The following is a 23,960-nucleotide window of genomic DNA, read 5'->3' on the forward strand; positions in this document are numbered from 1 at the left end:
GGCGCGCGTGCACGAAGCGCTGGTGCGCCGTCAACTGGGCGACGCCTTGATCGGGCATGTGGCGCGCGATTCCACCGCCATCGAGGCGCGCGAAAAGCCGGTCAAGGCCGAACCGACCCCCGCGGCGGCACCCCGCAAGCGCGGTCGTCCGCGCAAGGGTGAAGTCCGTCCGCCCAAGACCACCCGCCTTGAACGCCAGGCACTCGGCATGAGCCTGGAGGCGCTCACCGCCGAGCAACTCTTGCGATGGGTCAATTGAACCGCAGCGACCCCCCCCGACACCACCCCACGCACAAGATCGCGCAGGATCCCTGTGCCTGCAGATCAGAAACCTGGATACTTCCTGACCACGTCCAGCCCCACAGGCAGGTTCCCAGCCTCCGGAATGGCAAGCATTGACCAGCGAGGCTGGCGGGACCTATCAGCACGATTGTCAGTTGGAATTTCGCAAGAGCCTCATTCGACCGAGCAAAGGGCCAACTCCAGAGCTGCAGCGGCAAAAGCGTAAACTTTCTGACCGGACTGGCATTGCTGGACAGTCGAACCGGGGCCACCCAGATTGACTGCATCGCTTTTACCGTTCACTTCCGGACGCTTGGTGATCAGCAGATCGAACGCTACCTGCGGGCCGAACAACCCTACGATTGCGCCGGCAGCTTCAAGGCAGAGGGCTTGGGAATCAGCCTGTTCCGCAGCACCGAAGGAGCAGACGTCACCAGCCTGATTGGGTTACCCATGATCCGACTGGTGGACATGCTCATAATGCCGGGATCGAAGTACCCTGACACTGCACTAACGCAGCTGGGGCCCCTGGAAACCCATCCACAGGGCAAGTTGCGAACCAATACTGACACCGAGCTGCTTGGCAAACCGCTCCAAAGGCGAATCCTTGACGGTGAAATCCACCAGTTCAGCTTCCCCAATCACCTCGCGTGCGACATAGCTGGCATTGCCAAGGCCATCAATCAAACCGAGTTCAAGCGCCTGCTCGCCAGCCCAGATGAGCCCGGAAAAAAGCTCAGGATGCCCTGCGACTTGCAATCGATCGCCCCGCCCCCGCTTCACGCTGTCGATGAACTGCCGGTGAGTGGTGGCAAGCACACTGCGCCAGAACTCGGTTTCCTCTGGCTTTTCCGGCTGAAAGGGGTCTAGAAACGCCTTGTGCTCCCCGGAGGTATAGACACGGCGCTCGACGCCCAGCTTGTCCATTGTCTCGACAAAGCCAAAGGTCGCAGCGGTGACCCCGATAGAGCCAACCAGGCTCGACTTGTCGGCATAAATTTCATCCGCAGCGCTTGCGATGTAATAAGCGCCAGACGCCCCTAGATCGGCAATCACTGCATAAACCTTGATGGCCGGGTACTCCCCACGCAACCGGCGAATCTCATCATAGATATAGCCGGACTGCACCGGACTGCCACCCGGACTGTTGATCCGCAACACCACACCCTTGGTATTTGAATCCTCAAAGGCCGCACGCAGCGCACCGACAATGTTGTCTGCACTCGCCGCCTCTTCGTCGGCAATCATCCCGCGGACATTGATGATCGCAGTATGGGTATCACCCCCAGCTTTCCCTTCCCCCCTGTGCAACAGAGGCGAAAATATCAGCAGCGCCCCAAAGAGATAGACGAATGTCAACAGCTTGAAAAAGATCCCCCAACGCCGAGCTCGCCGCTGCTCCTGCACGCCGGCTAGCAGCGTTTTCTCCAACAGCTTCAAGCTCGTACGGTCTTCCTTGGACTCATTCACGGGCTTCCCCCATTCATCCGACATATGCAACCACCTCAGCGTGACTCCCAGCAGAGCACAGCCAGTCACTGAGCTCCGAAAAATGATTAATAGCCATGCACGGCGAACACGACAACAGCACCTCAAGGGGTTGTGCGCCGTAGGAAACCGCAACACTGTCTACGCCTGCGCGCCTTGCCATCTCCAAATCGAACACCGAATCCCCGATCATCAGAGCCCGCTCAGGCCTGACCCCGCAGTGGGCGAGGATTTCGTGAATCATCAGCGGGTCAGGCTTGCTCGCAGCCTCATCAGCACACCGGGTCACATCGAAAAAATCAGTCCAACCCTGCCCTGCCAGGACCCCATCCAGCCCGCGCCGCCCCTTGCCAGTCGCCACAGCAAGCTGATGCCCCTGATCACGAAACTGTTGTAGCCCCTGCGCCACCCCCGGATACAGCGACGACGGCTCAGCCTCCAGCGACAAATAATGGTCGGCGTACGCACGACGGAACGCCTCAACCAACCTTCTGTCGGTGACGTTTGGATACAGCGCGGCTATCGCCTCGGGCAGACCCAGCCCAATGATCCCCTTGATGCTGTCCTCATCCAGCCGCGGCAGGTCACACCGGGCCGCAGCAACCAAAATGGATTCCACGATACGCCCGATGGAATCCACCAACGTCCCATCCCAATCGAAGATCAGCAGCTCGTACTTATTCACCAAGCCTCTCCAGCGTCCGGGCCCAGACATCATCGACCGGCGCCTCCAGACTCAGTTCGCCACCGTCAGGCAAAGGAACCTTCAGCGCGTAGGCATGCAGGAACAGGCGCTTACCACCCAGATCACGAATGAGTGTGGAAAATTCTTCATCACCGTATTTATTGTCGCCAGCAATGCTGTGACCGGCATGGCGGGCATGCACACGAATCTGATGCGTACGTCCGGTTACCGGCTTGGCCTCGACCAGCGTAGCGAAGTCGCCAAAACGGCGCAGCACGCGAAAAAGCGTCAGTGCGTCTTTGCCCTCGTCGGTGACCTCCACCATCCGCTCACCCGAACGCAGGGTATTTTTCAAAAGCGGCGCATTGATTTGCTTCTTGCCAGCGTCCCAGCGCCCCCGCACGAGCGCCATGTAGCGTTTGTCGACCCCATCGCCGCGCAATTGCAGGTGCAAATGACGCAGCATGCTGCGTTTCTTTGCGACCATCAGCAACCCGGAGGTGTCCCGATCCAGGCGATGCACCAGCTCCAACTCCTTTGCATCCGGACGCAACTGACGCAACGCCTCGATAACCCCGAAGCTGAGCCCGCTGCCACCATGCACCGCGATCCCTGCAGGCTTGTTCAACACGATCAACGCCTTGTCTTCGAAAACGATTGCCGCCTCGAGCCGCTGGAGAAGCCCTTGCGCGAGCGGGACTGGCTCGTCCCGCTCAGGCAACCGAAGCGGTGGAACCCGCACGATATCACCCGCCTGAAGCTTGTACTCGGGTTTGATACGGCCTTTGTTTACCCGCACCTCGCCTTTGCGCAATATGCGGTATATCAATGTCTTGGGTACGCCCTTGAGCTGGGTACGAAGAAAGTTGTCGATGCGCTGGCCGGCAAGCTCCGGCGCGACTTCGAGCATTTGCACGCCGGAGGTCTGAGAGGGGGTATTGGTCATCGGCGGATCATATCAATTTTCATGGATTTGAAGCACTTAAACATTGCTGTTATAGTCCCGAACGCCGCCAAAAGCGGCCAGGTCAACGAATGCCAGCGAAACCGCCATTCCTGACCCAGTAATGCTCGAGGACGTGAGGCCGTCCGACGGAGCTTCCCTCAAGCAGCGGTGAAGCCTCGAAACAAGCCTTGAAGACATGATGCGTGACCCCGCAGGGGAATCGCGACAATCGATAACCCGCCCGGATTCTGCGAGCGGCACCCGATTTTCAAAGTATGAGTGTTGGGTGGAGATGTACAGCCCTCGGATTGCGTAGCAAAGGCTTTCATAGACGCTTCATTCCGTCCGCTACCGCTGGCTGATTCCTCCTCCCGAACCATTGCTGCTGTTCCGACAGCAAGCAGGAGACGTCGTCGCGACGCCGGCCCAACTGGCCTTACATCGCTGGACACTGGAGTGCCTTACAACCATTCCTGACTCACCTGACACCGACCGCGAGAGTCGTGTGTGCCGAAACGCCGTTTCCGCTGCTTTGGAAACCGACGGTACTACATGAAAAGAATGCTAATTAACGCAACTCAGCCTGAAGAGTTGCGTGTCGCACTGGTCGACGGCCAGCGCCTGTTCGATCTCGATATCGAATCCGGCGCCCGCGAACAGAAGAAAGCGAATATCTACAAAGGCAAGATCACCCGCGTCGAGCCCAGCCTCGAAGCCGCGTTCGTGGACTTCGGCGCCGACCGCCACGGATTCCTCCCGCTCAAGGAAATCTCCCGCGAGTACTTCAAGAAGGCGCCCGAAGGCCGCGTCAACATCAAGGAAGTATTGAGCGAAGGCCAGGAGGTTATCGTCCAGGTCGAAAAAGAAGAGCGTGGCAACAAGGGTGCAGCCCTGACCACCTTCATCAGTCTCGCCGGCCGCTATCTGGTTCTGATGCCCAACAACCCACGCGCCGGCGGCATCTCCCGCCGCATCGAGGGTGAAGAGCGCAACGAACTACGCGAAGCATTGAACGGCCTCAACGTTCCCGCCGATATGGGCCTGATCGTCCGCACAGCCGGCCTCGGTCGCTCCAGCGAAGAAATGCAGTGGGATCTGGATTACCTGCTGCAGCTCTGGTCTGCCGTCAAGGAAGCCTCCCAGGATCGCGCCGCACCCTTCCTGATCTATCAGGAATCCAACGTCATCATCCGCGCCATTCGCGACTACCTGCGCCAGGACATCGGCGAAGTACTGATCGACAGCGTCGAGGCCCAGGACGAAGCGCTTTCCTTCATTCAGCAGGTCATGCCGCAGTACGCCAGCAAGATCAAGCTGTACGAGGACAGCGTGCCGCTGTTCAACCGCTTTCAGATCGAAAGCCAGATCGAGACGGCTTTCCAGCGTGAAGTGAAGCTGCCGTCGGGCGGCTCCATCGTCATCGACCCTACCGAAGCGCTGGTATCCATCGACATCAACTCGGCGCGTGCTACCAGGGGCGGGGACATCGAAGAAACCGCCCTGCAGACCAACCTGGAGGCGGCCGAGGAAATCGCCCGCCAGCTGCGCCTGCGCGATATCGGCGGCCTGATCGTCATCGACTTCATCGATATGACACCCGCAAAGCACCAGCGCGCCGTGGAAGAGAAGGTCCGCGAAGCACTCGAGGCCGATCGTGCACGCATCCAGGTCGGCCGCATTTCGCGCTTCGGCCTACTGGAAATGTCCCGCCAACGCCTGCGTCCATCGCTCGGCGAGACCAGCGGTATCGTCTGCCCGCGCTGTAATGGCCAAGGCATCATTCGCGATGTCGAATCATTGTCGCTGGCCATCTTGCGTCTGATCGAAGAAGAAGCGCTTAAGGATCGTACCGCCGAGGTCCGCGCCCGCGTTCCCTTCCAGGTTGCCGCCTTCCTGCTCAACGAGAAGCGCAACGCGATCACCAAGATCGAACTGCGCAGCCGCGCGCGCATCTTCATCCTGCCGGACGACCACCTGGAGACGCCGCAATTCGAAGTGCAGCGTCTGCGCGACGACAGTCCGGAAATTGTCGCCGGTCAGGCCAGCTATGAAATGAGCCCAACCGAGATCGAGGACGTTCAGCCGGTCAGCTCGACGCGCACCCTGGTTCGTCAGGAAGCAGCCGTCAAAACCGCACCACAGCGTACCGCGCCCGCGCCCGCGCCAGCCCCGATCGCTGCGCCCGCTGAGCTGCCTGCGCCCGCCATTCAGGAGCCAAGCCTGTTCAAGGGGTTGGTCAAGTCCCTGGTCGGCCTCTTCGCCGGCAAGCAGGAAGCGCCAGCCGCCGAAGTCGAGAAGAAACCCGCCGCTAGCAGCCGCCCACAACGCAACGATGAACGCCGTAGTGGGCGCCAGCAGAACCGTCGGCGTGATTCGCGCAGCAACCGCGACGAAGAGCGCAAGCCTCGTGAAGAACGCGCCCCTCGTGAAGACCGCCAGCCTCGCGAAGAGCGTCAGCCGCGCCCTCCACGCGAAGAGCGCAAGCCACGTGAAACCCGCGAACCGCGTGAGTCTCGTGAGCCAGTCGAAGCCAGCGAGAGCGCAGCACAGCCGCAACAGCAACCCCGTCGTGAGCGCACCCCGCGCGAAGATCGTCAGCCGCGAGAAGAGCGCAAGCGCGAACTGCGCGCACCGCTCGATGATGCCGCGCAGACCGAGCCAGTCACGGCGAACGGCGAAGAAAGTCCTGAGCGCAAGCCGCGCCCACCCCGCGAAGAGCGTAAACCTCGCGCGGAACAAGCCGAGAGTGCAGAGGAACAGCAGAACGAAACCGCGGAGACCGCTCAGCAAGAGCAGGACTCGGCAGAAGGTAGCGATGATCGCCCACGCCGCCGTTCTCGTGGTCAGCGTCGCCGCAGCAACCGTCGTGACCGTCAACGCGACGCCAATGGAAACGAGATCGACGACGAGGCCCAAAGCACCAACGCCGAGGTAAGCGAAAGCAATGCACCGGTGAAATCTGAGCAGGTCGCCATTGCCGCGACTGCCGCCGCTCTCGCGGCGAACACCGCGGACACCGACAGCGCACCCGCTGAGCAGATTAAAACAAGGGAAGCGGAAGCCTCAGCTCCAGCCGTGGCCGTTAATAAAACGGCTGAAGCACCCGAAATTGACGAGCTGGCCAATATTCCCGCCGCGCAGGATAGCGAAGCCGTGACAGCGGTTGTCGCAGAAGCGGAGCCAGCTCCGGCGGTGCAGAAAGCCAGCGAGCCCGAAGCGTCAGCAATGGAGTCCGAGACTTCGCAGCCTGTGGCCACACCTGCTGTCGAGGAGCCGGCCCAGACCGCGACCGAGACTACCGAGACTGAAGCGCCGGTTGTGACGGCTAGCGGTCGTGCACCTAACGACCCACGTGAGGTCCGTCGCCGCCGCCTGGAGCAAGAGCGTCTGGCCAAAGAAGCCGCCGAGGCCAGAGCGAAAGCGGCAACCGAAACCCAAGCTCCGGCAGAACCGGCCAGCCCTGAAATCGTTGTCAGCGAAGCGGACAGCGACGCAACAAATGAGCAGCCAGCCAGCACGCCGGATGACACTACAGAGCCAAGCGTCGCCCGGAAGCCGGCAACGCCAGCCGCCGAACCTGAAGCCGAACAGGCCGTGACCGAGCTACTCCAACCCGAAGCGGAGACGATCAGGCCCACCACTGAAGCTGACGCGGATGTGCCGGAGGAAGCCAAGCCGCAGGGCCTCGACAAGCGTCAAGACTGACAGGGCCAGCGATGTAAAAAGGGGATGCTTCGGCATCCCTTTTTTAGCAGTTGGCGGACAATCATTGAATGATCGCTGCGCCGCGCTTTGGGGAGCGCTCAGATGAGCAGAGGACGTGCCGGCTCGACCCTTGCTGTTTCCGGCTGTAGCCGCGGAGATCAGGGAGATCCGTCACCCTTATTAAAAGCTCAGAACGGGCACGGCAGAGCCGAAAGGGGCAGAGTCAGACGACGTTCGGCTCGATCTCCAACTGCACACCGAAACGCTCCAGGATATCAGCTTGGATCTTTTCGGACAGTTGCAGGATTTGCTGGCCGGTTGCCTGGCCGTAGTTGACGAGCACCAACGCTTGCAGCCTGTGGACGCCCACATCCCCCTGTCGATAACCCTTCCAGCCCGCACGCTCGATCAACCACCCAGCGGCAAGCTTGACCTGCCCGCCACCTTGCGCAAACGCCACCAGATCGGGGTATTGCTCAAGCAAGGCGTCCGCTGTCGACTGAGGAACCAAGGGGTTCTTGAAAAAACTGCCTGCATTGCCCAGCACTCGAGGGTCTGGCAGCTTCTCGCTGCGGATCGCACAGACCGCACGACTGACATCCATCGGCGTGGGGGACGGGACATTATGCTGCTGCAGCCACTGACGGATCGGGCCGTATTCAAGACTTAGCCCCGCAGTCCGGTGAAGCATGAAACGCACCCGCAGAATCACATAGCGTCCCGCCTGACGTTTGAACAGGCTGTCGCGGTAGGCAAATTCACAGGCCGCCAAATCGAACTCGACCAAATTGCCGGTTTGACGGTCCAGTGCAGTCAGCCCAGCGAAGACATCCTTTATCTCGACCCCGTACGCCCCGACATTCTGGATGGGTGCCGCGCCGACCGTACCGGGGATCAGGCTGAGGTTTTCCAACCCAGCCAAACCAAGCTCAAGGCTCCGCAATACGAATGGATGCCAGGGCTCGCCGGCCTCCGCTTCTATCACAACCTGCTGGCCGTTATCCTCGAGAACACGAATGCCCCGGCTGGCCATGTGCAGCACCAGTGCTTGTACATCGCCGGTCAGAACCAAATTACTGCCGCCGCCGAGGATCCATAGCGGAACGTCGAGACGGCAGGCCTCACTGACCGCTTCGGTTACTGCCTGATCGTCCCGGGCTTCAGCGAAATAGGCGGCGCGGGCTTCGACCGCAAAGGTGTTGAGCGCCTTGAGTGAATAACCCGGCTCGATGAGAAGGCTCATTGACGCCCTCTGATCTCATCGAGCAATCCAGCAGCACCACGCTCGATCAGGTCGAGCACCTGCTCGAAGCCGTCCTCCCCGCCGTAATACGGATCGGGTACAGCGCCCGTGCCCAATTGGTATCGGCGCAGAAATAGATCGAGCTCACCGTGTGCACCGGCTGGACGCCGGGCCTGTAGGCGCTTCAGGTTGTCGTGATCCATCGCCAGGATGAGATCGAAGCGCTGGAAATCGTCGGCGGTCACCTGACGCGCCCTAAGAGCGCTGAGGTCATAGCCTCGTCTGGCTGCAGCCTGGCAAGCGCGCTGATCGGGCCTCTTCCCGGCATGCCAGTCATCGGTTCCAGCCGAATCGATGGCGATTCGGCTGTCCAGCTGAGCATCCTGTACGTATTTGCGCAGTACAGCTTCGGCAGTGGGTGATCGGCAGATGTTGCCCATGCAAACGAACAGAACCTTCACGCTCAAGCTCCGAGCAGCTTGCGGACACGGTCAAGATCTTCGGCGGTGTCGACGCCAGCCGGAGGCGCCTCGAGCGCATCGGCGACATGAATGCGCTTGCCGTGCCAGAGCGCACGTAATTGCTCCAGGCATTCGGCATTCTCCAGCCAGCATGGGCCCCAGGCCACGAAGTCAGCCAGGAACCCGGCCCGATAGGCATAGATGCCGATATGCCGACGGTACGGAACATCACTCGGAAGCGCATCGGGATTACGCGCGAATTCGTCCCGCGCCCACGGCAGCGTCGCGCGACTGAACGTCAGCGCCAGGCCATTGATATCGCTCAGCACCTTTACCACGTTCGGGTTAAAGAGCGCGTGCGAATCGCTGATTGGCTCGGCAAGCGTGGCGATCGCGGCTTCGGGGTGAGCAGCCAGATTGAGTGCCACCTGGTCGATCACCGAAGGCGGAATCAAGGGTTCATCGCCCTGTACGTTGACGACTATCGCGTCAGCCGTTAAGCCCAGCCGGTCCGCCACCTCGGCAAGCCGATCGGTGCCGGAGTTGTGGTCGACCCGGGTTAGCAATACCTGTGCACCGAAGCCTTCGCAGGCTTGCAGGATGCGCTGATCGTCCGTGGCGATCACCACCCGCTGCGCCCTGCTCTTGCAGGCCTGCTCCCAGACATGGCGAATCATCGGCTTGCCGGCAATGTCCTGCAGAGGCTTGCCCGGAAGGCGCGTGGATGCGTAACGCGCCGGGATCACCACGGTATAAGCGTTAGTCATTTGTCCAGACGCTCATCCACGTCGAGGGTGCGGGCTTCGCTTTCGAGCATCACCGGGATGCCGTCCCGGACCGGAAAGGCCATGCCGTCGGCCTTGCAGATCAGTTCGGACTTGTCATCGGTCAGCTTCAGCGGCCCCTTACAGAGCGGGCAGGCAAGAATATCGAGCAGTTTGGTATCCATGGCGCAGTCCTTGGATGCAGCCGACCGCACCTGGCAGATCGAGCGGCTTAGGGATGAACGGGCAGCAAACGGTCCAGCTGGGAATCAAACCAGGTGACGAAAGCTGCGGAAGGCTCGGCCTGGACCTGGAGATAACACCAGCCCGGCAGCGCAAAAGCCCGGCATTTGACCGCATCCTTCTCGGTCATCACCAAGGGTAGCTCTGGACTGAAACACAGCTGCTCCAGGCTATACCGGGCGTGATCGGCGAAGGCATGCGGAATCGGCCGCCAGTGTAGCGCCTCGAGCGTGGTGAAGAAACGCTGTGGATGGCCGATTCCAGCGACTGCATGCATCCGTTGGCCTGCGGGAAAATGGTCAAGTGGCCAGACCTGCCCAGTGCTCAGCTCGATCAATTTCGATGGCTGCAGGGCGAACGCAAAACCCGAGGGACTGTCTGCTTGCGCGCCATTTATCAGCACCGCATCGACCGACTCCAGTCGCTCCAGTGGCTCACGTAGCGGGCCAGCGGGCAAACAGCGCTGATTGCCCAGTCCACGAGCAGCATCAATGAGGACCAGCTCCAGATCGCGCCCCAACCGGTAATGCTGCAGCCCATCGTCGGAAAGAATCAGGTCCAGCAGCTCGAGTTCGAGCAATTTACGAACCGCGCGGGAACGATCAGGATCAATCATCACCGGTACGTTTGTCCGTTGCACGATCAGCAACGGCTCATCGCCAACCTCGGCTGCAGAATGCTCGGGCTCCACCCGCCACGGGTATACGGGTGGTCTGGCACCGTAACCACGGCTGACTACACCTACTTTCAGGCCGCGTCGCTGACAGTGCTCGATGAGCCAGAGAATCAGGGGGGTCTTGCCGGTGCCGCCAACGGTGATATTCCCGACCACCACCACAGGCACTGGCGCCCGATAGCAATCGATCACGCCGCTGATGAACCGCTTTCGCCTAGCGGTCACCACGCGGCGGTAGAGCATTTCCAACGGCGCAAGCAGCGCCAAGGCAGGATGCCCTTCATACCAGGCCCGCTGGAGACGATCAGCAAAGGACATTAGGGCTCCGGCTGGGCCTCGATGGTGGTGATGCGCAGGTGCGCGAAGCCCAGTTTCCCGGCTGCGTCCATGGCGGTAATGACCGCCTGGTGCGGCGTTTTGCCGTCGGCACTGATGATCAGCGGCAGACTTGTATCGCCGCCAGACTCCTTGCTGAGCGCCGCCATCAATGTGTTCAGGTCATGCTTGATCAACGACTTGCCATTGAGACTGAAATGACCACTGACGTCGATCACAACCTCCAGCCGCCTCTGCTCACTTTCCTGCGGTGGCGACCCGCTCGCCGCCTCCGGCAGATCAACCTGCAGCTGGGTTTCGCGAGTAAAAGTGGTGGTCACCACGAAGAACAACAACAGGATGAACACCACGTCGATCAGCGGAGCCAAGCCGATGTCGACGTTTTCCCGCGCCTTGCGCCGAAACTTCACGCCCTGCCCTCACCCAGGTCGACGTCACGGTCCCCCTGCACAACTTCAACCAGCTTGATCGCCTCCTGCTCCATACCGACCACGAGCTCTTCGACTCGGCGCAGGAGGAAGCGATGGAAGAACAGTGCCGGTATGCCGACCATCAGACCCGCCGCGGTGGTTATCAGCGCTTTGGAAATACCCGCTGCGAGCAACGGCGCGTTGGCCATGCCGGAACCCATGAAGGCACTGAAAATTTCGATCATGCCCAGCACAGTACCGAGAAGCCCGAGCAAGGGAGCGATACCAGCAATCGTACCCAACGCATTGAGGTAGCGCTCGAGGTCATGGACGACGCGGGCAGCCGCTTCCTCGATGCATTCCTTCATGATCTCTCGACCATGCTTGGAGTTGACCAGACCAGCAGCCAGTATCTCCCCCAGCGGCGAATCCGCGCGCAGCTCCTTGAGCTTCTGGTTACTGAGCTTCTTGTCCTTGATCCATTTCCACACCTGGCCAAGCAGGTGTGGCGGGGTCACTCGACTGGGCCGAAGCGTCCATAGCCTTTCGGCAACGATACCGGCGGCCGCGATGGAACACAGGATGATTGGCAGCATTATCCAGCCGCCCGCTTTGACCAGCTCCCACACGAGATGAATCCCCCTCGAAAAAGTGGCGCCACTCTAGCATAGGGCCGCCAGCCAGCCGACGGCCCCGGTTCTCATTTTTCCCGCCAGAATCGACGCTCGGCACGTAATCCTCGAACAGGCTCGAAACGGCCGAGGCGAATCCGCAGCGCTCCCTGTTCTGCCGTGTCATGAAGCTGAGCACCGGCCGCTTGAAGCCGCCGCACCACTTCCGGATGAGGGTGACCGAATGCGTTATGCAAGCTGCGCGAGATGAGCGCACCTCCGGCGCCTGTTGCCCCGATGAATGCGGTTGACGACGAGCTGCGACTGCCATGATGTGGCACCAACAACCATTCGACCTCAAGCGGCATGTCGCTGGTCAGGAGCACTTGCTCGGTATCCACGTCGATGTCGCCGGTGAGCAGCAGCCGTTCGCCATTCGCCTCGATCAGCAGCACGCAGGAGGACTGGTTTCCATCTCTGGCCTGCGGTGATTGCCACAGCGTAAAGCGGACTCGATTCCATTCCCAGGCGTCTCCGGAGCGGCACATCTCGGCGCCCAGGGAAGCGGGCAGTCTTGCCGGCTCACCACTGACCACTCGCCCAGCGCGCATCTGTCGCTGGACCGCCGAAGCGCCACCCGCATGGTCGCTATCGGCATGGCTGAGAATCAGCAGATCGAGACCGTCCACCCCCAGCGTGCGCAACGACGGCAATACAACCCGCTCGCCGATATCGAAGTCACCATATCGCGGCCCTGTGTCATACAACAGCGCATGGTCATGCGTGCGGGCCAGCACAGCGAGTCCCTGACCGACGTCGAGCAGCCAGATTTCCGCCTGTCCTGCTGCCGGCTTGTCGGTGGGTGGAAACAGCAGCGGTAACAGAAACACCAGACCCAACGCCCGAAACGGTATTCCGGGCGGCAGCAGGATCAGCAGCGTTCCAAGCGCAACCAACAGCCAACTCCAAAGCGGCAATGACGCTGGTAGCCACGCCGGTTGCCAGCCGGCAAGCCATTGCAGCGCATCAAAGAGAATGGTCAATAACCCACCGGCCACCCATAGCACCGGCTCGCCAACGCCTGGCAACCACAACAAGGTCGTGCCTAACAAGGACAGCGGAACGATTACTGCGCTGACCAGCGGGACTGCAAAGAGGTTGGCGATCGGCCCGCTCAGGCTAACCGGCAAGCCCAGCGCCAGCAGAATCGGTAACAGCCCCAGGGCCATGCTCCACTGTGCACGACCCAATGCGCGCCACCAACTCCAGCTACCAAGCCGGCCGCGGAACACCAGAGCAAGAAGCGCCACCGCCAGAAAAGACAACCAGAAGCCCGACTGCAGCCCTACTAGCGGATCCAACAACAGGACAGCATCGAGGGCGATCAGCAGTGGCAGCCAAACACCCAGATGCCGATACCGCAAACGCCACAGGAGCACCAGAGCGACCATCACCAGCGCTCGCTGGACCGGGACTTCAAAACCCGCCAGCCAGCCGTACGCAAGCGCTCCAGCCAAGGCCAGGCTACAAGCACAGGGCAACCAGGCGACGCGCCGCGGCCAGATTCCCCAACGCGCCAACAACGCCACCAGGCCGTAAAGCAAGCCGGCCAGCATGCCCACGTGCTGCCCCGAGATAACCATCAAATGAACGGTTCCGGTGTCCTGGAGCGTGCGCCAATCAGCGGTGGACAGACCGCTGTCATCGCCCACTACCAGCGCCGCAATGGCGCCGGAGCGGCCCTGAGCATCGACCGCCAACAGGCGTTGCCGCAACTGATCGCGCCATCCCGGCCCTCCCTCCGCCAGCGACACGCGCTCTCCGGCTTTGATCGTGCCACTGGCACCGATCCGTCGGGCCAGGAGCCAGGCCTCGTAATCGAAAGCGTGCGGATTGACCAAGCCCCGTGGCTTTTTCAATTTGGCAGCGAGCCGCCATCGCTCACCCGCCTGCATCATGGGGCCGCCATACCATGCCAGGCGAAGCCTGGACGGGAGGTCGCTATGCCTGGAGGTTATATCGACCAGTTCGAAGCGCACTACACCACCGCGAACATCCGGCAGGCCGCTCACAGTGCCTTCGAGCCAGAACGTACGGCCATCGAGTTCTATTGGCAGGCGGTCGTCCAGCGCTTCATGGGCGCTGAGACACGCCCAGGCAAACCCGCAGATGAAGCAGCCGATCGCTCGCCAGCGGAACGGCAGCAAGACCAGGCCAGCCGTGAATATGAATGGCAACACCGAGACAGGCGGCAATTGCGGTAAAAAACGCAGCAGTAGAAGGCCTGCTGCCAGCGCCAGCATTGCAGTACGCATCGGATCTCCCGGATTCCTTTCCAGTGATAGGCCACTCCGGATAGGCTCAGCCGCCGAGTCACATAGCCTGACCGACGTCCTGTCGGCGCTCACAGTGTAGACTTTATGTCACAAACTCCTCTCAGCGCCGGGTCTCGTTTCAGGCATAATCGCACGCGCTTCGCCCCGCCAGAGAATCTTCATGCCGCGTCGTTTTTTTAAACGCTACATGCCTCACCCCGACCGCCTAAAGGCACACAAGTCTTTGCGGTTTCTCGGCACGCTGACTCACGACCCCAACCTGCTCCATCTCAACCGGCATTCAGTTTCCAGAGCGATGGCCATCGGCTTATTCTGGGCCATGATCCCGATGCCTTTGCAGATGCTGGCGGCCGCGCTATGCGCCGTGCCGGCACGGGCAAACCTGCCGATCGCCGTGGGCCTGGTCTGGCTGACTAACCCGTTGACGATGCCGCCCGTGTTCTATTGCAATTACAAGGTAGGCGCCTGGCTGCTGGACACGCCGGTTTCGCCGATGCCGATGGAGCTCAGCCTTGCCTGGGTGCGCCAGATGCTAGACAGCCACTGGCAGCCGCTTTTCCTAGGCTCATTGGTTGTCGGCGTTGTGGCGGCGATATTAGGCTATATCGCCACTCAGAGCTATTGGCGCTGGTGGGTCGGACGCAGTTGGCGCAAGCGGCAGAAGGACCGCCGCTAAGACTGTTCCTTACTCGTAGCGCAGCGCTTCAGCCGGCTGCGTCTGTGCGGCCCGCCAAGCGGGATAGACCGTCGCCAGGAAACTGAGCAGTAGCGCCGCCAGCGTCACCAGCAAGACATCTTGCAGCCGCAGTTCAGATGGCAGGGTGCTGATGAAGTACACATCCGAACTGAAGATCTGCTGTCCCGATACCTTTTCCAGCCAGGCCACCAGGGCACTGACGTTCAGCGCACCAAGCACGCCCAGCAGCGTCCCTATCAGGGTGCCCGTCAATCCGATGATGCTTCCCTGAACCATGAAAATCGCCATGATTTGCCCTGGCGTTGCGCCAAGGGTACGCAGGATCGCGATATCCGCTCGCTTGTCGGCGACTACCATGATCAGAGTGGCAATGATATTGAACGCCGCCACCGCCACGATCAGCAGAAGCAACAGGCCAATCATGGTCTTTTCCATCTTCATCGCACTGAACAAACTCCCCTGGGTAAGCGACCAGTCCTCACTGCGATAACCCTTGCCGAGCTCGGCGACAAGCTCGGTCGCGAGCTGCGGAGCCCGATAAAGATCAGCCAGCCTGACCCTCACGCCTTCGACCTGATCTGGTTGCCAACGAAGTATCTGGGCTGCATCGGCTCGGTGAATCATAGCCAAGCTACCGTCCAGCTCAGCCCCCACCTTGAACACCCCGACGACGTTCAGACGCTGCATCCGCGGTGTAATACCACCAGGCGCATCGCTGAGCTCAGGCACGATCAGCGTGAGCTTGTCACCCAGCTTCAGGCCAAATCGACGCGCAGTCATCAGCCCGACGATTACGCCGGATTCCCCGGCCTCGAGGTCGTCGAGACTGCCTGCGACCATCTTCGAGCCGAGGATAGACACTTCGCTTTCGGCCTTCGGATCGATGCCCTTGATTTCGATCGGCTGCATCGACCCCCTGTAGGAAAGCATGCCTTCAAGCTGGGTGATCGGTGCCGTGCCGAGCACCCCTGGATGCGCACGTAGCTGCTCGGCCAGCGATTGCCAGTCGTCCACCGGCCTTCCGTCACCGGCAATCACGGCGTGCGGCACCATGCCCAGGATGCGGTTGCTCATCTCGCGCTGAAAGCCATTCATGACGGACAGCACAATGATCATCGCCAGCACGCCCAGCGACAGCCCGATCATGGACGTCAGCGAGATGAATGAAATGAAATGATTGCGACGCTTGGCCCGCGTGTAACGGCTGCCAATGAAGATGCTGAGCGGCCTGAACATTAGCCAGCCACCAACCGGCCATCTTCCAGGCGCAAGATGTGATCCATCTGGCCGGCCAGTTGCGGATCATGGGTGACGACGAGGAAGGCCGTACGCAATGAACTGCTCAGTTCCAGCATCAGGTCTTGGATCCCCTGCGCAGTATGGTGGTCGAGGTTGCCGGTGGGCTCATCGAGCAACACCAGCGCCGGACGGTTCGCCAGCGCACGGGCGATCGCCACGCGCTGACGCTCTCCCCCGGACAGCTCCGAGGGTTTATGAGCGAGTCGGTGGCCAAGCCCCACCCGCTGCAACAGTTCGGTCGCCCGCGTACGTGCTTCCGCTATCGGCGTGCTGCCTATCAGCAGCGGCATGCAAACGTTTTCCAGGGCGCTGAATTCAGGCAGCAGATGATGGAACTGGTAGACGAAGCCCAGTGCGCGGTTACGCAACAGGCCGCGGTCCTTCTCGCTGAGCGTGGAAAGCGCTTCTCCAGCCAGCCAGACGCTCCCTTCGCTAGGGGTATCCAGCCCGCCGAGCAGATTGAGCAGTGTGCTCTTGCCAGAGCCGGAAGTACCGACAATGGCGACCCGCTGCCCGGGAAACAACTCCAACTGAAGCCCGGACAGCACACTGACCGACTCCGGACCCTGTTCGTAGCGCTTGCCAAGGTTGCGGCAGCTCAGTACCGCAGCCTCGTTCGCAGACCGTTCATGCATAAACAACTCACTCATATCGTAACGCCTCGGCCGGTTGTGTCCGGGCCGCACGCCACGCCGGATACAGGGTGGCGAAAAAGCTGAGAATCAGTGCCGCCACGCAGACCTGGACCACATCGGCGGTCATCAGTCGAGACGGCAGATAGTCGATGAAATACACCTCTGCACTGAGAAATTTATGCCCGATCAACCGCTCCAGCGCCGCAACCCAACTGCTTACATTGAGCGCCGCGAAGATACCGAGTAATGCTCCGACCAGCGTGCCGACGACCCCGATCACCGTCCCCTGGACCATAAAGATCGCCATGATCTGTCGTGGTGTCGCGCCAAGCGTTCGCAGAATTGCGATATCGCCACGCTTGTCAGTCACGACCATGACCAGCGTGGAGATGATATTGAAGGCAGCCACGGCGACGATCAGCAGCAACAGCAGCCCGATCATGGCCTTTTCCATGCGGATGGCCTGGTACAGATTGCCGTGGGTGCGGGTCCAGTCCCGGGAGTAGAACTCATCACCCAGCTGACCCGCCAGTTCCCAGGCAATACGCGGGGCCTGAAACAGATCGACGAACCGCAAGCGCAGCCCTTGGACCTGATTCGGCTGCCAGCGATGCAAGCGTGCCAGATCGGAGATGTTGGCCATCGCCACATAACCATCGATTTCACCGGCCCCCACGTGAAAAATACCGCGCACGGTGAACCGCTTCATGCGGGGAAATACACCGGCTGGCGTGACGGTAACCTCAGGGGCGACGAAGGTAACCTTGTCGCCGACCCCTACGCCCAAGGTGTTGGCCGCCTTGTCGCCGATCACAATGCCGAACTCGCCGGGGGCCAGATCGGCCAGCGTGCCTTCGCGGAAAAACTGCCCCACGATGGAGACTTCCGGCTCGATAACCGGGTCCACGGCGTTAATCAGAATTTTGCTGACCTGCCCGCGATGGGTGAGTAAACCCTGCATCTGTATGAAGGGCGCTACCGCAGCGACCTGAGGATGCTGCGCGAGCCGCTCTGCTAATGTCGGCCAGTCGTCGATGGGGGTCGAGCTTTCGATCGTAGCGTGCGGCACCATACCCAACACACGGCTGCGCATTTCGTGATCGAACCCATTCATCACAGACAACACGACGATCATTACCAGCACACCGAGCGCCAGCCCGATCATGGAGGTAAAGGAGATGAAGGAGACGAAGAGGCTGCGACGTCTGGCGCGTGTGTAGCGCGCCCCGATATACACGGACAGCGGTCTGAACATAAATCGTTGGGTTCACTTTCGCTGGCGGGAAATAACAAGCTGAATGACGATGCCAAGCGGCCTGATACACTCAGGTCATCACCGCAGCTCAGGGATCGACATGCCCACTGAAGACACCGAAGATCGCCGCGAATACTATCGTATCGAGGATATGATCGCACTTGAAATCCTGCCGCCGGAACACGCCGCAACAGTCTCAGGTAACGGTTCGACGCAACGGTTCGAACTGCTCGGGGAACTCCATCAGCTCGACTTCGAAGCGCAGCATCTGCTGCGTCAGATAGCCGAGGGCAACCGCACGCTGGCCAACTACCTGAAAGTGCAAAACAAGCGCATCGACCTGATTGGTCAGGCGCTCGCCCAGGACCTGTTGCAAGACCTCGGACCAGCTCGGGCGACCGTGCTGTCGGAAGGTGGTATCAGTTTCACCAATGACCAGCCGCTTGACGAAGGCTCAACCTGGACGCTCAAGCTGGCATTGATGCCGCAAGGCCTGGGCATGTGGCTGACTGCACGCGTGGCGAGCTGCCAGCCGCTGGAGAGCGGGCAGTTTGCAATCGGTACATCCTTTGAAGCGCTGACTGATGCACAACGGCAACTGCTCGCGCGGCATATCCTGCAGAAACAGGCAACGGAACGACGCCTGGCTCGTGAAAGCCCGCAAGGAACCTGATGGATGCGCCCTTTTCTGCTCTTACTGCTGATGTTCAGCCTGAACACGTCGGCTCGCGCCGAAGACATCAAAATTCCGGTCGGCGAGCAAGGCCCGGCCGACCTCCCTATGCCCAGCCGCGGCAATGCGAAGATCGACGTACTTGATCGTTTTGGCTTAGCCGATGAGGAGCACGCCGCCGTCGGTCGGCCCCCTATCACTCGCTGGGATTACCGTGATTTTTCCGTCTATTTCGAGGGGAACCGGGTCATCAACAGCGTTATTCATCACCGACGCTCCATATCCTTGCAATCAGAGAGACAACCGTGACGCTTATCTATGGCCACCGCGGCGCAAAGGGCGAAGCGCCTGAAAACACCCTGGCCGGCTTCAAGCAGTGCCTCGCCCATGGCGTGCGCCGCTGCGAACTCGACCTGCATCTGTCCAAAGATGGCGAGCTGATGGTCATCCATGACCCGACGCTCAAACGCACCACGGGGCGACGCGGCAAGGTGGTCGAGCGTGATGCAGACGAGTTGATCCAGTACGACGCGCGCCACGGCGGCCCCCACTGGAAACACCCCTGCCCCATCCCCCGCCTGGCGGAGCTATTTGAGCAGTGCGACTTCGAGCATTGGCAATTGGAGGTGAAAAGCGCTTCGAGGGTGCGCGCCGCACGGACTGTCCTGGCGATCAAGGCACTGGCTGAGCACCATGGACTGGCCGAGCGGATTACCGTCACATCCGGCTCGAGGGAGGTGCTCAGGGCCTTGAAAAGGCTGACACCGGAATTGTCGTGCGGCCTGGTGGCCGAGTACGCCTGGCTCGACCCGCTGAAAGTAGCCAAGCAGTACGACTGCTCGCTACTGGCATTGAAATGGACCCTATGCACGCCCGAACGGATCGCCAAAGCCCGCCAGCAAGGCCTGCACGTATCGGTCTGGACGGTAAACGAACCGGCATTGATGCGCCGGCTCGCGGATTTCGGCGTCGACAGCCTGATCACTGATTATCCCGGTCTTGCCGTCACCACGCTGCGCAACGCATAAGGTAACGCGTGACCGCCGTGCCTGGCGGCCGCATTTCGCTTGCCCTCAAAAGCTCTCCCGATTAGGCCAGCGCCAGCCTCGGGTATCTTCTCCGACCGGCTCAGGCCACCGGTCGGAGCCGCTCAAAAAAGCCGGTTTAGCCCGTCGAAAGCGGCCACGCGGTAGGCTTCGGCCATGGTCGGGTAGTTGAAGGTGGTATTGATGAAATACTTGATCGTGTTCGCCTCGCCCGGCTGGTTCATGATTGCCTGACCGATGTGCACGATTTCCGATGCCTGATAGCCGAAGCAATGCACGCCTAGTACCGCCAGCGTCTCGCGATGGAAGAGGATCTTCAGCATGCCGACCGGCTCGGCTGAAATCTGCGCGCGCGCCATGCCTTTGAAGAACGCCTTGCCCACTTCGTATGGCACCTTTGCCTCGGTCAGTTCACGCTCGTTCTTACCGATCGAACTGATCTCCGGAATGGTGTAAATGCCGGTAGGCACATCATCGACAAAACGCCAGCTGTCGTTCTCCACGATGCTACCTGCCGCCGACCGCCCTTGATCGTAAGCGGCGCTCGCCAGCGATGGCCAACCGATTACATCGCCCGCCGCGTATATATTTCCGACGTCGGTGCGATAGTGCTCGTCGACCTTGATCTGGCCGCGGCTGTTGACCTTGAGACTGATGTTTTCCAGGGCGAGCTTGTCGGTATTGCCGGTTCGGCCATTACACCAGAGGAAGGCATCGGCCTTGATCTTCTTGCCCGATTTAAGGTGCAGGATCACGCCGTTATCCACACCTTCCACACGCTCGTACTCCTCGTTATGACGGATGAGTACGTTGTTGTTACGCAGGTGATAGCTCAGCGCGTCGGAGATTTCGTCGTCAAGGAAGCTGAGTAGCTGGTCGCGGTTGTCGATCAAGTCAACCAAGACGCCGAGACCGCTAAAGATCGACGCGTACTCTGAGCCGATCACACCGGCTCCGTAGATGATCAGACGACGCGGTGTATGACTCAGGGTAAGAATGGTGTCACTGTCATAGACACGGGGATGGGTAAAGTCGACATCATCGGGGCGATAGGGCCGTGAGCCCGTCGCGATGATGAACTGGTTGGCCACCAGGGTTTCAACCATGCCATTGGCACTGACCACTTCCACGGTCTGCTCGTCGGCAAAACTAGCGGTACCGAAGAAGATATCGATGCGGTTACGCGCGTAATACCCCGTGCGGGAAGTCACCTGCTTGCCGATGACGCTTTCGGCACTTTTCAGGACGTCGGGAAACGAAAACCAACGGGGCTCCCCGATCTGACGGAACAATGGATTGGTGTTGTACTGCATGATCTGCCGCACCGAGTGGCGCAGCGCTTTTGACGGGATAGTCCCCAGATGGGTCGAGTTGCCACCCACATGTGGCCTGCTGTCAACCACGGCGACCTTGCGCCCGGCTTTGACCGCGTTCATCGCCGCGCCTTCGCCGGCAGGGCCCGAGCCCAGTATCACCACATCGTAATTGTAGACAGCCATATTCACCCCAGACCACGCAGCAGGCAGCCCTGCCGCTGTTAACGAATTCGGTAAAACCGGGTGGCGGAAGTTGCCATCGACGCACCGCCGCCTGGATCGTCGCGCCGATGCAGGGTCGCGCCGGCACTGCATGCAAAGACCAACGCCCGGAGCGCCAGCTATCCCCGGCCTTTCGATCAAAACGGCTATCAGCGTCTGGTCGCGTCGTATGCGAGATCTGCTTTGTCGCCGTGGCTCGCCTCTTGATTCACCTCGTCACACTTCTCACGGCTGCCGCCGCAAATCGAGCATTCCTTCTCGATGCCAAGATTGGCGATGCCCCCGCAGGAGCCTGCAATGGGCTTGCGGCCCATGATTACGCCGATGGACATACCGAAGACCACCAGCAACATGACCAGAAACACGATCAACCAAGTCATTTGCTTACTCCCGCACCGAACAGCTCATCAAAGGCCTCAGTGCTCTTGCTAATGAATTCCTGCCCTTCACGAATCACGAAGAACGCTGCAATGTTTCGTTCCCCCGCGTATGCCAAACCCCGTTCGGGCCCAAGCACCATCAACACAGTAGACAATCCATCTGCCCTCAATGTCGAGGGATCGATAACCGTCACGGCGGCCAAGTGATGATCGATCGGCGCACCGGTCAGTGGATCGAGCGTGTGCGAATATCGCTTGCCGTCACGCTCGAAATAGTTGCGATAGTCACCTGACGTGGAGACACCAAATCCGTCGAGTTCGACAATCCGCTGCGCTACCCGCTCGTTGTCGTGCGGTGCCTCGATTGCGATACGCCAGGGCTCCCCGTCGGGTTTACGGCCGCGAGCCTTGAGCTCGCCGGTGATTTCCACAAGGTAACGGCGGACGCCGGAAGCCTCCAGATGTGCGCTCACCCGGTCCACCGCATAACCCGCAGCGATACTGTTGAAATCAACCTGTACGGCTGCGTCTTTACAGAGCTGCTCGCCATCAATCCGAAGATGCTCATGCCCCATGTCGCTGCGGGCCGTGGCTATCTCTTCGACGGAGGGCACACGCTCGCCGGTTCCGTGAGGACCGAAGCCCCAGAGATTGAGCAACGGCTCAACCGTCAGATCGAAAGCCCCGTCGCTCTCCTCCGCCAGTTGCTGACCGGCCCGAAGGAGCTCGAGGATCCCCTCGGGCATGGCCATGCAGGCGCCGGCAGGAAGCGCGTTGAAAGTCTCGATATCCGAATCGGCACGGTAGGTAGACATCTGGCTGTCGATCTCGGCCAGAATTGCATCCGTCTCGTTTCGCAGCTGCTCTTTGGAGACAGGGGCATCACCGGCCACGTACTTCACCGAGTAGGTGCTGCCCATGGTGGGACCGCCGAAACCTTCTACCTTGTCCTGAAACAGACAGCCCGTCAGGGCTGCCGCCAGGGCGGCAACGATGACGGGCTGAAGTAACGCATGGGTCATACTAGCCGCCGAAGTCGTCGAGCAGGATGTTCTCCGGTTCGACGCCCAGGTCGGTGAGCATCTTGATCACCGAGGCGTTCATCATGGGCGGACCGCACATGTAGAACTCGCAATCCTCGGGCGCCGGATGGTCCTTCAGGTAGTTCTCGTACAGCACGTTGTGAATGAAGCCGGTAGGGCCGTTCCAGTTGTCTTCCGGCTGCGGATCAGACAGTGCCAAATGCCATTGGAAGTTGTCGTTCTCGGCCTGCAGCTGATCGTACTCCTCAACGTAGAAGGCCTCACGCATGGAGCGGGCGCCGTACCAGAAGCTCATCTTGCGCTTGGACTTCAAACGCTTGAGCTGATCGAAGATGTGCGACCGCATTGGCGCCATGCCGGCACCACCACCGATGAAAACCATTTCCGCATCGGTGTCCTTGGCGAAGAACTCACCGAAGGGTCCGTAGACGGTGATCTTGTCGCCTGGTTTCAGGCTGAACACGTAGGACGACATCTTGCCCGGCGGCACATCGTCACGACCCGGCGGCGGCGAGGCGATGCGGATGTTGAACTTCACCAGACCGCGCTCTTCCGGATAGTTGGCCATGGAGTAGGCGCGAATCACGGTCTCGTCGCACTTCGACACGTACTTCCACAGGTCAAACTTGTCCCAGTCGCCGCGATACTCTTCCTGAATGTCGAAGTCGCGGTAACGCACTTCATGCGGCGGGCACTCGAGTTGCACATAACCACCGGCGCGGAAGTCGACGTTCTCGCCTTCCGGCAGCTTCAGCGTCAGCTCCTTGATGAAGGTCGCCACGTTCGGGTTGGACAGCACGGTGCATTCCCACTTCTTCACACCGAACACTTCTTCGGGCACTTTGATCTTCATGTCCGCCTTGACCGGGGTCTGGCAGGACAGCCGCCAGCCTTCGCCTGCCTCACGACGGGTGAAATGCGACTCTTCGGTGGGCAGCATCTCACCACCACCGCTCTCGACGATGCACTTGCACTGAGCGCAGGTACCGCCGCCGCCACAGGCGGACGAGAGGAAGATATTGTTCGCGGCCAGGGTTTGCAGCAGCTTGCCACCTGCCGGAACGGTAATGGTGCGTTCGCCGTTGATCTCGATACTCACGTCGCCGCTGGAAACCAGCTTGGCACGGGCCGCGAGAATGATCACCACCAGCGCGAGCACGATGGCGGTGAACATGCCGATGGCGAGGAAAATTTCGTAACTCATCAGT

General features: G+C 60.5%; 23 protein-coding genes and 2 pseudogenes. 7 read left to right on the top strand and 18 right to left on the bottom strand.

Annotation, left to right across the window (positions count from 1 at the left end; genetic code table 11):
* Both NA637_RS08735 and NA637_RS08740 read left to right on the top strand, forming a co-directional pair.
* Positions 1–199, top strand: a pseudogene (locus tag NA637_RS08735) (IS5/IS1182 family transposase); the annotation flags it as partial.
* A 257-nt stretch (positions 200–456) separates the two neighbouring features.
* A pseudogene (locus NA637_RS08740) lies at positions 457–783 on the top strand (Maf family protein); the annotation flags it as partial.
* Between the two features lie 9 nt (positions 784–792).
* Here the strand turns inward: NA637_RS08740 and NA637_RS08745 are convergent.
* Genes NA637_RS08745 through rluC form a run of 3 tightly spaced genes read right to left on the bottom strand, consistent with a single transcriptional unit; the run spans position 793 to position 3,401 of the window.
* On the bottom strand, positions 793–1,776 hold the full coding sequence (locus NA637_RS08745) for a S49 family peptidase (protein ID WP_256071898.1): 984 nt from the start codon (positions 1,774–1,776) through the stop codon (positions 793–795).
* Positions 1,766–2,485, bottom strand: coding sequence for an HAD-IA family hydrolase (locus NA637_RS08750; RefSeq protein WP_272888964.1), 720 nt, complete (start codon positions 2,483–2,485; stop codon positions 1,766–1,768). Before NA637_RS08750 ends, NA637_RS08745 begins: the two co-directional genes overlap by 11 nt.
* The gene (gene rluC / locus NA637_RS08755) at positions 2,448–3,401 is read right to left on the bottom strand and encodes a 23S rRNA pseudouridine(955/2504/2580) synthase RluC (RefSeq protein WP_256071900.1); all 954 of its coding nucleotides are present in this window, start codon (positions 3,399–3,401) and stop codon (positions 2,448–2,450) included. The genes NA637_RS08750 and rluC overlap by 38 nt, the downstream gene beginning before the upstream one ends.
* Positions 3,402–3,953: 552 nt before the next feature.
* Between rluC and rne the strand changes: the two genes are divergently transcribed.
* Positions 3,954–7,106 (top strand): ribonuclease E, encoded by a 3,153-nt coding sequence (gene rne, locus NA637_RS08760; RefSeq protein WP_256071901.1) that lies wholly within the window; start codon positions 3,954–3,956, stop codon positions 7,104–7,106.
* A 223-nt stretch (positions 7,107–7,329) separates the two neighbouring features.
* On the opposite strand, the gene murB is transcribed toward rne, so the two are convergent.
* The 8 genes from murB to NA637_RS08800 all read right to left on the bottom strand — a co-directional run bounded on the left by murB (position 7,330) and on the right by NA637_RS08800 (position 14,165).
* Positions 7,330–8,349, bottom strand: a complete 1,020-nt coding sequence (gene murB, locus NA637_RS08765) for a UDP-N-acetylmuramate dehydrogenase (RefSeq protein ID WP_256071902.1) — start codon at positions 8,347–8,349, stop codon at positions 7,330–7,332.
* Entirely contained in the window at positions 8,346–8,810 is a 465-nt protein-coding gene (locus NA637_RS08770) for a low molecular weight protein-tyrosine-phosphatase (protein ID WP_256071903.1), read from the bottom strand. Before NA637_RS08770 ends, murB begins: the two co-directional genes overlap by 4 nt.
* Positions 8,811–8,812: 2 nt before the next feature.
* Entirely contained in the window at positions 8,813–9,577 is a 765-nt protein-coding gene (gene kdsB, locus NA637_RS08775) for a 3-deoxy-manno-octulosonate cytidylyltransferase (protein ID WP_256071904.1), read from the bottom strand.
* A complete protein-coding gene (locus tag NA637_RS08780) occupies positions 9,574–9,759 on the bottom strand; it encodes a Trm112 family protein (protein ID WP_019342470.1) in 186 nt (61 codons plus the stop codon). The genes kdsB and NA637_RS08780 overlap by 4 nt, the downstream gene beginning before the upstream one ends.
* A 47-nt stretch (positions 9,760–9,806) precedes the next feature.
* Complete coding sequence (lpxK, locus tag NA637_RS08785) at positions 9,807–10,811, bottom strand: tetraacyldisaccharide 4'-kinase (protein ID WP_256071905.1); 1,005 nt, start codon at positions 10,809–10,811, stop codon at positions 9,807–9,809.
* On the bottom strand, positions 10,811–11,239 hold the full coding sequence (locus tag NA637_RS08790) for an ExbD/TolR family protein (RefSeq protein WP_256071906.1): 429 nt from the start codon (positions 11,237–11,239) through the stop codon (positions 10,811–10,813). Before NA637_RS08790 ends, lpxK begins: the two co-directional genes overlap by 1 nt.
* Positions 11,236–11,868 carry a MotA/TolQ/ExbB proton channel family protein gene (locus NA637_RS08795; protein WP_256071907.1) on the bottom strand — a complete coding sequence of 211 codons (633 nt, stop codon included), beginning with the start codon at positions 11,866–11,868 and terminating at the stop codon, positions 11,236–11,238. Before NA637_RS08795 ends, NA637_RS08790 begins: the two co-directional genes overlap by 4 nt.
* Positions 11,869–11,939: 71 nt before the next feature.
* On the bottom strand, positions 11,940–14,165 hold the full coding sequence (locus NA637_RS08800; protein ID WP_256071908.1) for a DNA internalization-related competence protein ComEC/Rec2: 2,226 nt from the start codon (positions 14,163–14,165) through the stop codon (positions 11,940–11,942).
* A 181-nt stretch (positions 14,166–14,346) separates the two neighbouring features.
* On the opposite strand from NA637_RS08800, the gene NA637_RS08805 reads away from it, so the two are divergent.
* Entirely contained in the window at positions 14,347–14,862 is a 516-nt protein-coding gene (locus NA637_RS08805) for a DUF2062 domain-containing protein (protein WP_256071909.1), read from the top strand.
* A 9-nt stretch (positions 14,863–14,871) separates the two neighbouring features.
* Here NA637_RS08805 and NA637_RS08810 read toward each other — a convergent pair whose 3' ends face one another.
* Genes NA637_RS08810 through NA637_RS08820 form a run of 3 tightly spaced genes read right to left on the bottom strand, consistent with a single transcriptional unit; the run spans position 14,872 to position 18,072 of the window.
* Positions 14,872–16,119, bottom strand: a complete 1,248-nt coding sequence (locus tag NA637_RS08810; protein WP_256071910.1) for a lipoprotein-releasing ABC transporter permease subunit — start codon at positions 16,117–16,119, stop codon at positions 14,872–14,874.
* Positions 16,119–16,832 (bottom strand): lipoprotein-releasing ABC transporter ATP-binding protein LolD, encoded by a 714-nt coding sequence (gene lolD, locus NA637_RS08815; protein ID WP_423836711.1) that lies wholly within the window; start codon positions 16,830–16,832, stop codon positions 16,119–16,121. The genes NA637_RS08810 and lolD overlap by 1 nt, the downstream gene beginning before the upstream one ends.
* The gene (locus tag NA637_RS08820) at positions 16,825–18,072 is read right to left on the bottom strand and encodes a lipoprotein-releasing ABC transporter permease subunit (protein ID WP_256071911.1); all 1,248 of its coding nucleotides are present in this window, start codon (positions 18,070–18,072) and stop codon (positions 16,825–16,827) included. The genes lolD and NA637_RS08820 overlap by 8 nt, the downstream gene beginning before the upstream one ends.
* A gap of 100 nt (positions 18,073–18,172) precedes the next feature.
* Here NA637_RS08820 and NA637_RS08825 point away from each other — a divergent pair, with 100 nt between their 5' ends.
* The 3 genes from NA637_RS08825 to NA637_RS08835 are packed head-to-tail and all read left to right on the top strand — an operon-like array spanning position 18,173 to position 19,773.
* Positions 18,173–18,745 carry a PilZ domain-containing protein gene (locus tag NA637_RS08825; protein ID WP_256071912.1) on the top strand — a complete coding sequence of 191 codons (573 nt, stop codon included), beginning with the start codon at positions 18,173–18,175 and terminating at the stop codon, positions 18,743–18,745.
* Positions 18,746–18,748: 3 nt separating this feature from the next.
* Complete coding sequence (locus NA637_RS08830) at positions 18,749–19,054, top strand: phosphodiesterase (protein ID WP_256071913.1); 306 nt, start codon at positions 18,749–18,751, stop codon at positions 19,052–19,054.
* On the top strand, positions 19,051–19,773 hold the full coding sequence (locus tag NA637_RS08835; protein ID WP_256071914.1) for a glycerophosphodiester phosphodiesterase: 723 nt from the start codon (positions 19,051–19,053) through the stop codon (positions 19,771–19,773). The genes NA637_RS08830 and NA637_RS08835 overlap by 4 nt, the downstream gene beginning before the upstream one ends.
* Before the next feature lie 122 nt (positions 19,774–19,895).
* On the opposite strand, the gene sthA is transcribed toward NA637_RS08835, so the two are convergent.
* From sthA to nqrF, 4 genes are all read right to left on the bottom strand, one after another.
* Positions 19,896–21,290: a Si-specific NAD(P)(+) transhydrogenase gene (gene sthA / locus NA637_RS08840; RefSeq protein ID WP_256071915.1), complete on the bottom strand. Its 1,395-nt coding sequence runs from the start codon at positions 21,288–21,290 to the stop codon at positions 19,896–19,898.
* Positions 21,291–21,478: 188 nt separating this feature from the next.
* Positions 21,479–21,709, bottom strand: coding sequence for a (Na+)-NQR maturation NqrM (gene nqrM, locus NA637_RS08845; RefSeq protein ID WP_256071916.1), 231 nt, complete (start codon positions 21,707–21,709; stop codon positions 21,479–21,481).
* Positions 21,706–22,731, bottom strand: coding sequence for an FAD:protein FMN transferase (locus tag NA637_RS08850; RefSeq protein WP_256071917.1), 1,026 nt, complete (start codon positions 22,729–22,731; stop codon positions 21,706–21,708). Before NA637_RS08850 ends, nqrM begins: the two co-directional genes overlap by 4 nt.
* Position 22,732: 1 nt before the next feature.
* Complete coding sequence (gene nqrF, locus NA637_RS08855; protein ID WP_256071944.1) at positions 22,733–23,959, bottom strand: NADH:ubiquinone reductase (Na(+)-transporting) subunit F; 1,227 nt, start codon at positions 23,957–23,959, stop codon at positions 22,733–22,735.
* Between the last annotated feature and the right edge of the window lies 1 nt (position 23,960).

It is taken from the genome of Stutzerimonas stutzeri (genome assembly GCF_024448935.1).
GTDB classification, from domain to species: domain Bacteria; phylum Pseudomonadota; class Gammaproteobacteria; order Pseudomonadales; family Pseudomonadaceae; genus Stutzerimonas; species Stutzerimonas stutzeri_AO.

Coding starts and splice junctions, on each gene's coding strand:
- lpxK (WP_256071905.1), bottom strand. CDS start 10,811: ATGTCCTTTGCTGATCGTCTCCAGCGGGCCTGGTATGAAGGGCATCCT.
- NA637_RS08800 (WP_256071908.1), bottom strand. CDS start 14,165: ATGCGTACTGCAATGCTGGCGCTGGCAGCAGGCCTTCTACTGCTGCGT.
- NA637_RS08850 (WP_256071917.1), bottom strand. CDS start 22,731: ATGACCCATGCGTTACTTCAGCCCGTCATCGTTGCCGCCCTGGCGGCA.
- NA637_RS08830 (WP_256071913.1), top strand. CDS start 18,749: ATGCGCCCTTTTCTGCTCTTACTGCTGATGTTCAGCCTGAACACGTCG.
- NA637_RS08820 (WP_256071911.1), bottom strand. CDS start 18,072: ATGTTCAGACCGCTGTCCGTGTATATCGGGGCGCGCTACACACGCGCC.
- kdsB (WP_256071904.1), bottom strand. CDS start 9,577: ATGACTAACGCTTATACCGTGGTGATCCCGGCGCGTTACGCATCCACG.
- NA637_RS08805 (WP_256071909.1), top strand. CDS start 14,347: ATGCCGCGTCGTTTTTTTAAACGCTACATGCCTCACCCCGACCGCCTA.
- NA637_RS08780 (WP_019342470.1), bottom strand. CDS start 9,759: ATGGATACCAAACTGCTCGATATTCTTGCCTGCCCGCTCTGTAAGGGG.
- rluC (WP_256071900.1), bottom strand. CDS start 3,401: ATGACCAATACCCCCTCTCAGACCTCCGGCGTGCAAATGCTCGAAGTC.
- sthA (WP_256071915.1), bottom strand. CDS start 21,290: ATGGCTGTCTACAATTACGATGTGGTGATACTGGGCTCGGGCCCTGCC.
- murB (WP_256071902.1), bottom strand. CDS start 8,349: ATGAGCCTTCTCATCGAGCCGGGTTATTCACTCAAGGCGCTCAACACC.
- NA637_RS08745 (WP_256071898.1), bottom strand. CDS start 1,776: ATGTCGGATGAATGGGGGAAGCCCGTGAATGAGTCCAAGGAAGACCGT.
- NA637_RS08810 (WP_256071910.1), bottom strand. CDS start 16,119: ATGTTCAGGCCGCTCAGCATCTTCATTGGCAGCCGTTACACGCGGGCC.
- lolD (WP_423836711.1), bottom strand. CDS start 16,832: ATGAGTGAGTTGTTTATGCATGAACGGTCTGCGAACGAGGCTGCGGTA.
- rne (WP_256071901.1), top strand. CDS start 3,954: ATGAAAAGAATGCTAATTAACGCAACTCAGCCTGAAGAGTTGCGTGTC.
- nqrM (WP_256071916.1), bottom strand. CDS start 21,709: ATGACTTGGTTGATCGTGTTTCTGGTCATGTTGCTGGTGGTCTTCGGT.
- NA637_RS08750 (WP_272888964.1), bottom strand. CDS start 2,485: ATGTCTGGGCCCGGACGCTGGAGAGGCTTGGTGAATAAGTACGAGCTG.
- NA637_RS08825 (WP_256071912.1), top strand. CDS start 18,173: ATGCCCACTGAAGACACCGAAGATCGCCGCGAATACTATCGTATCGAG.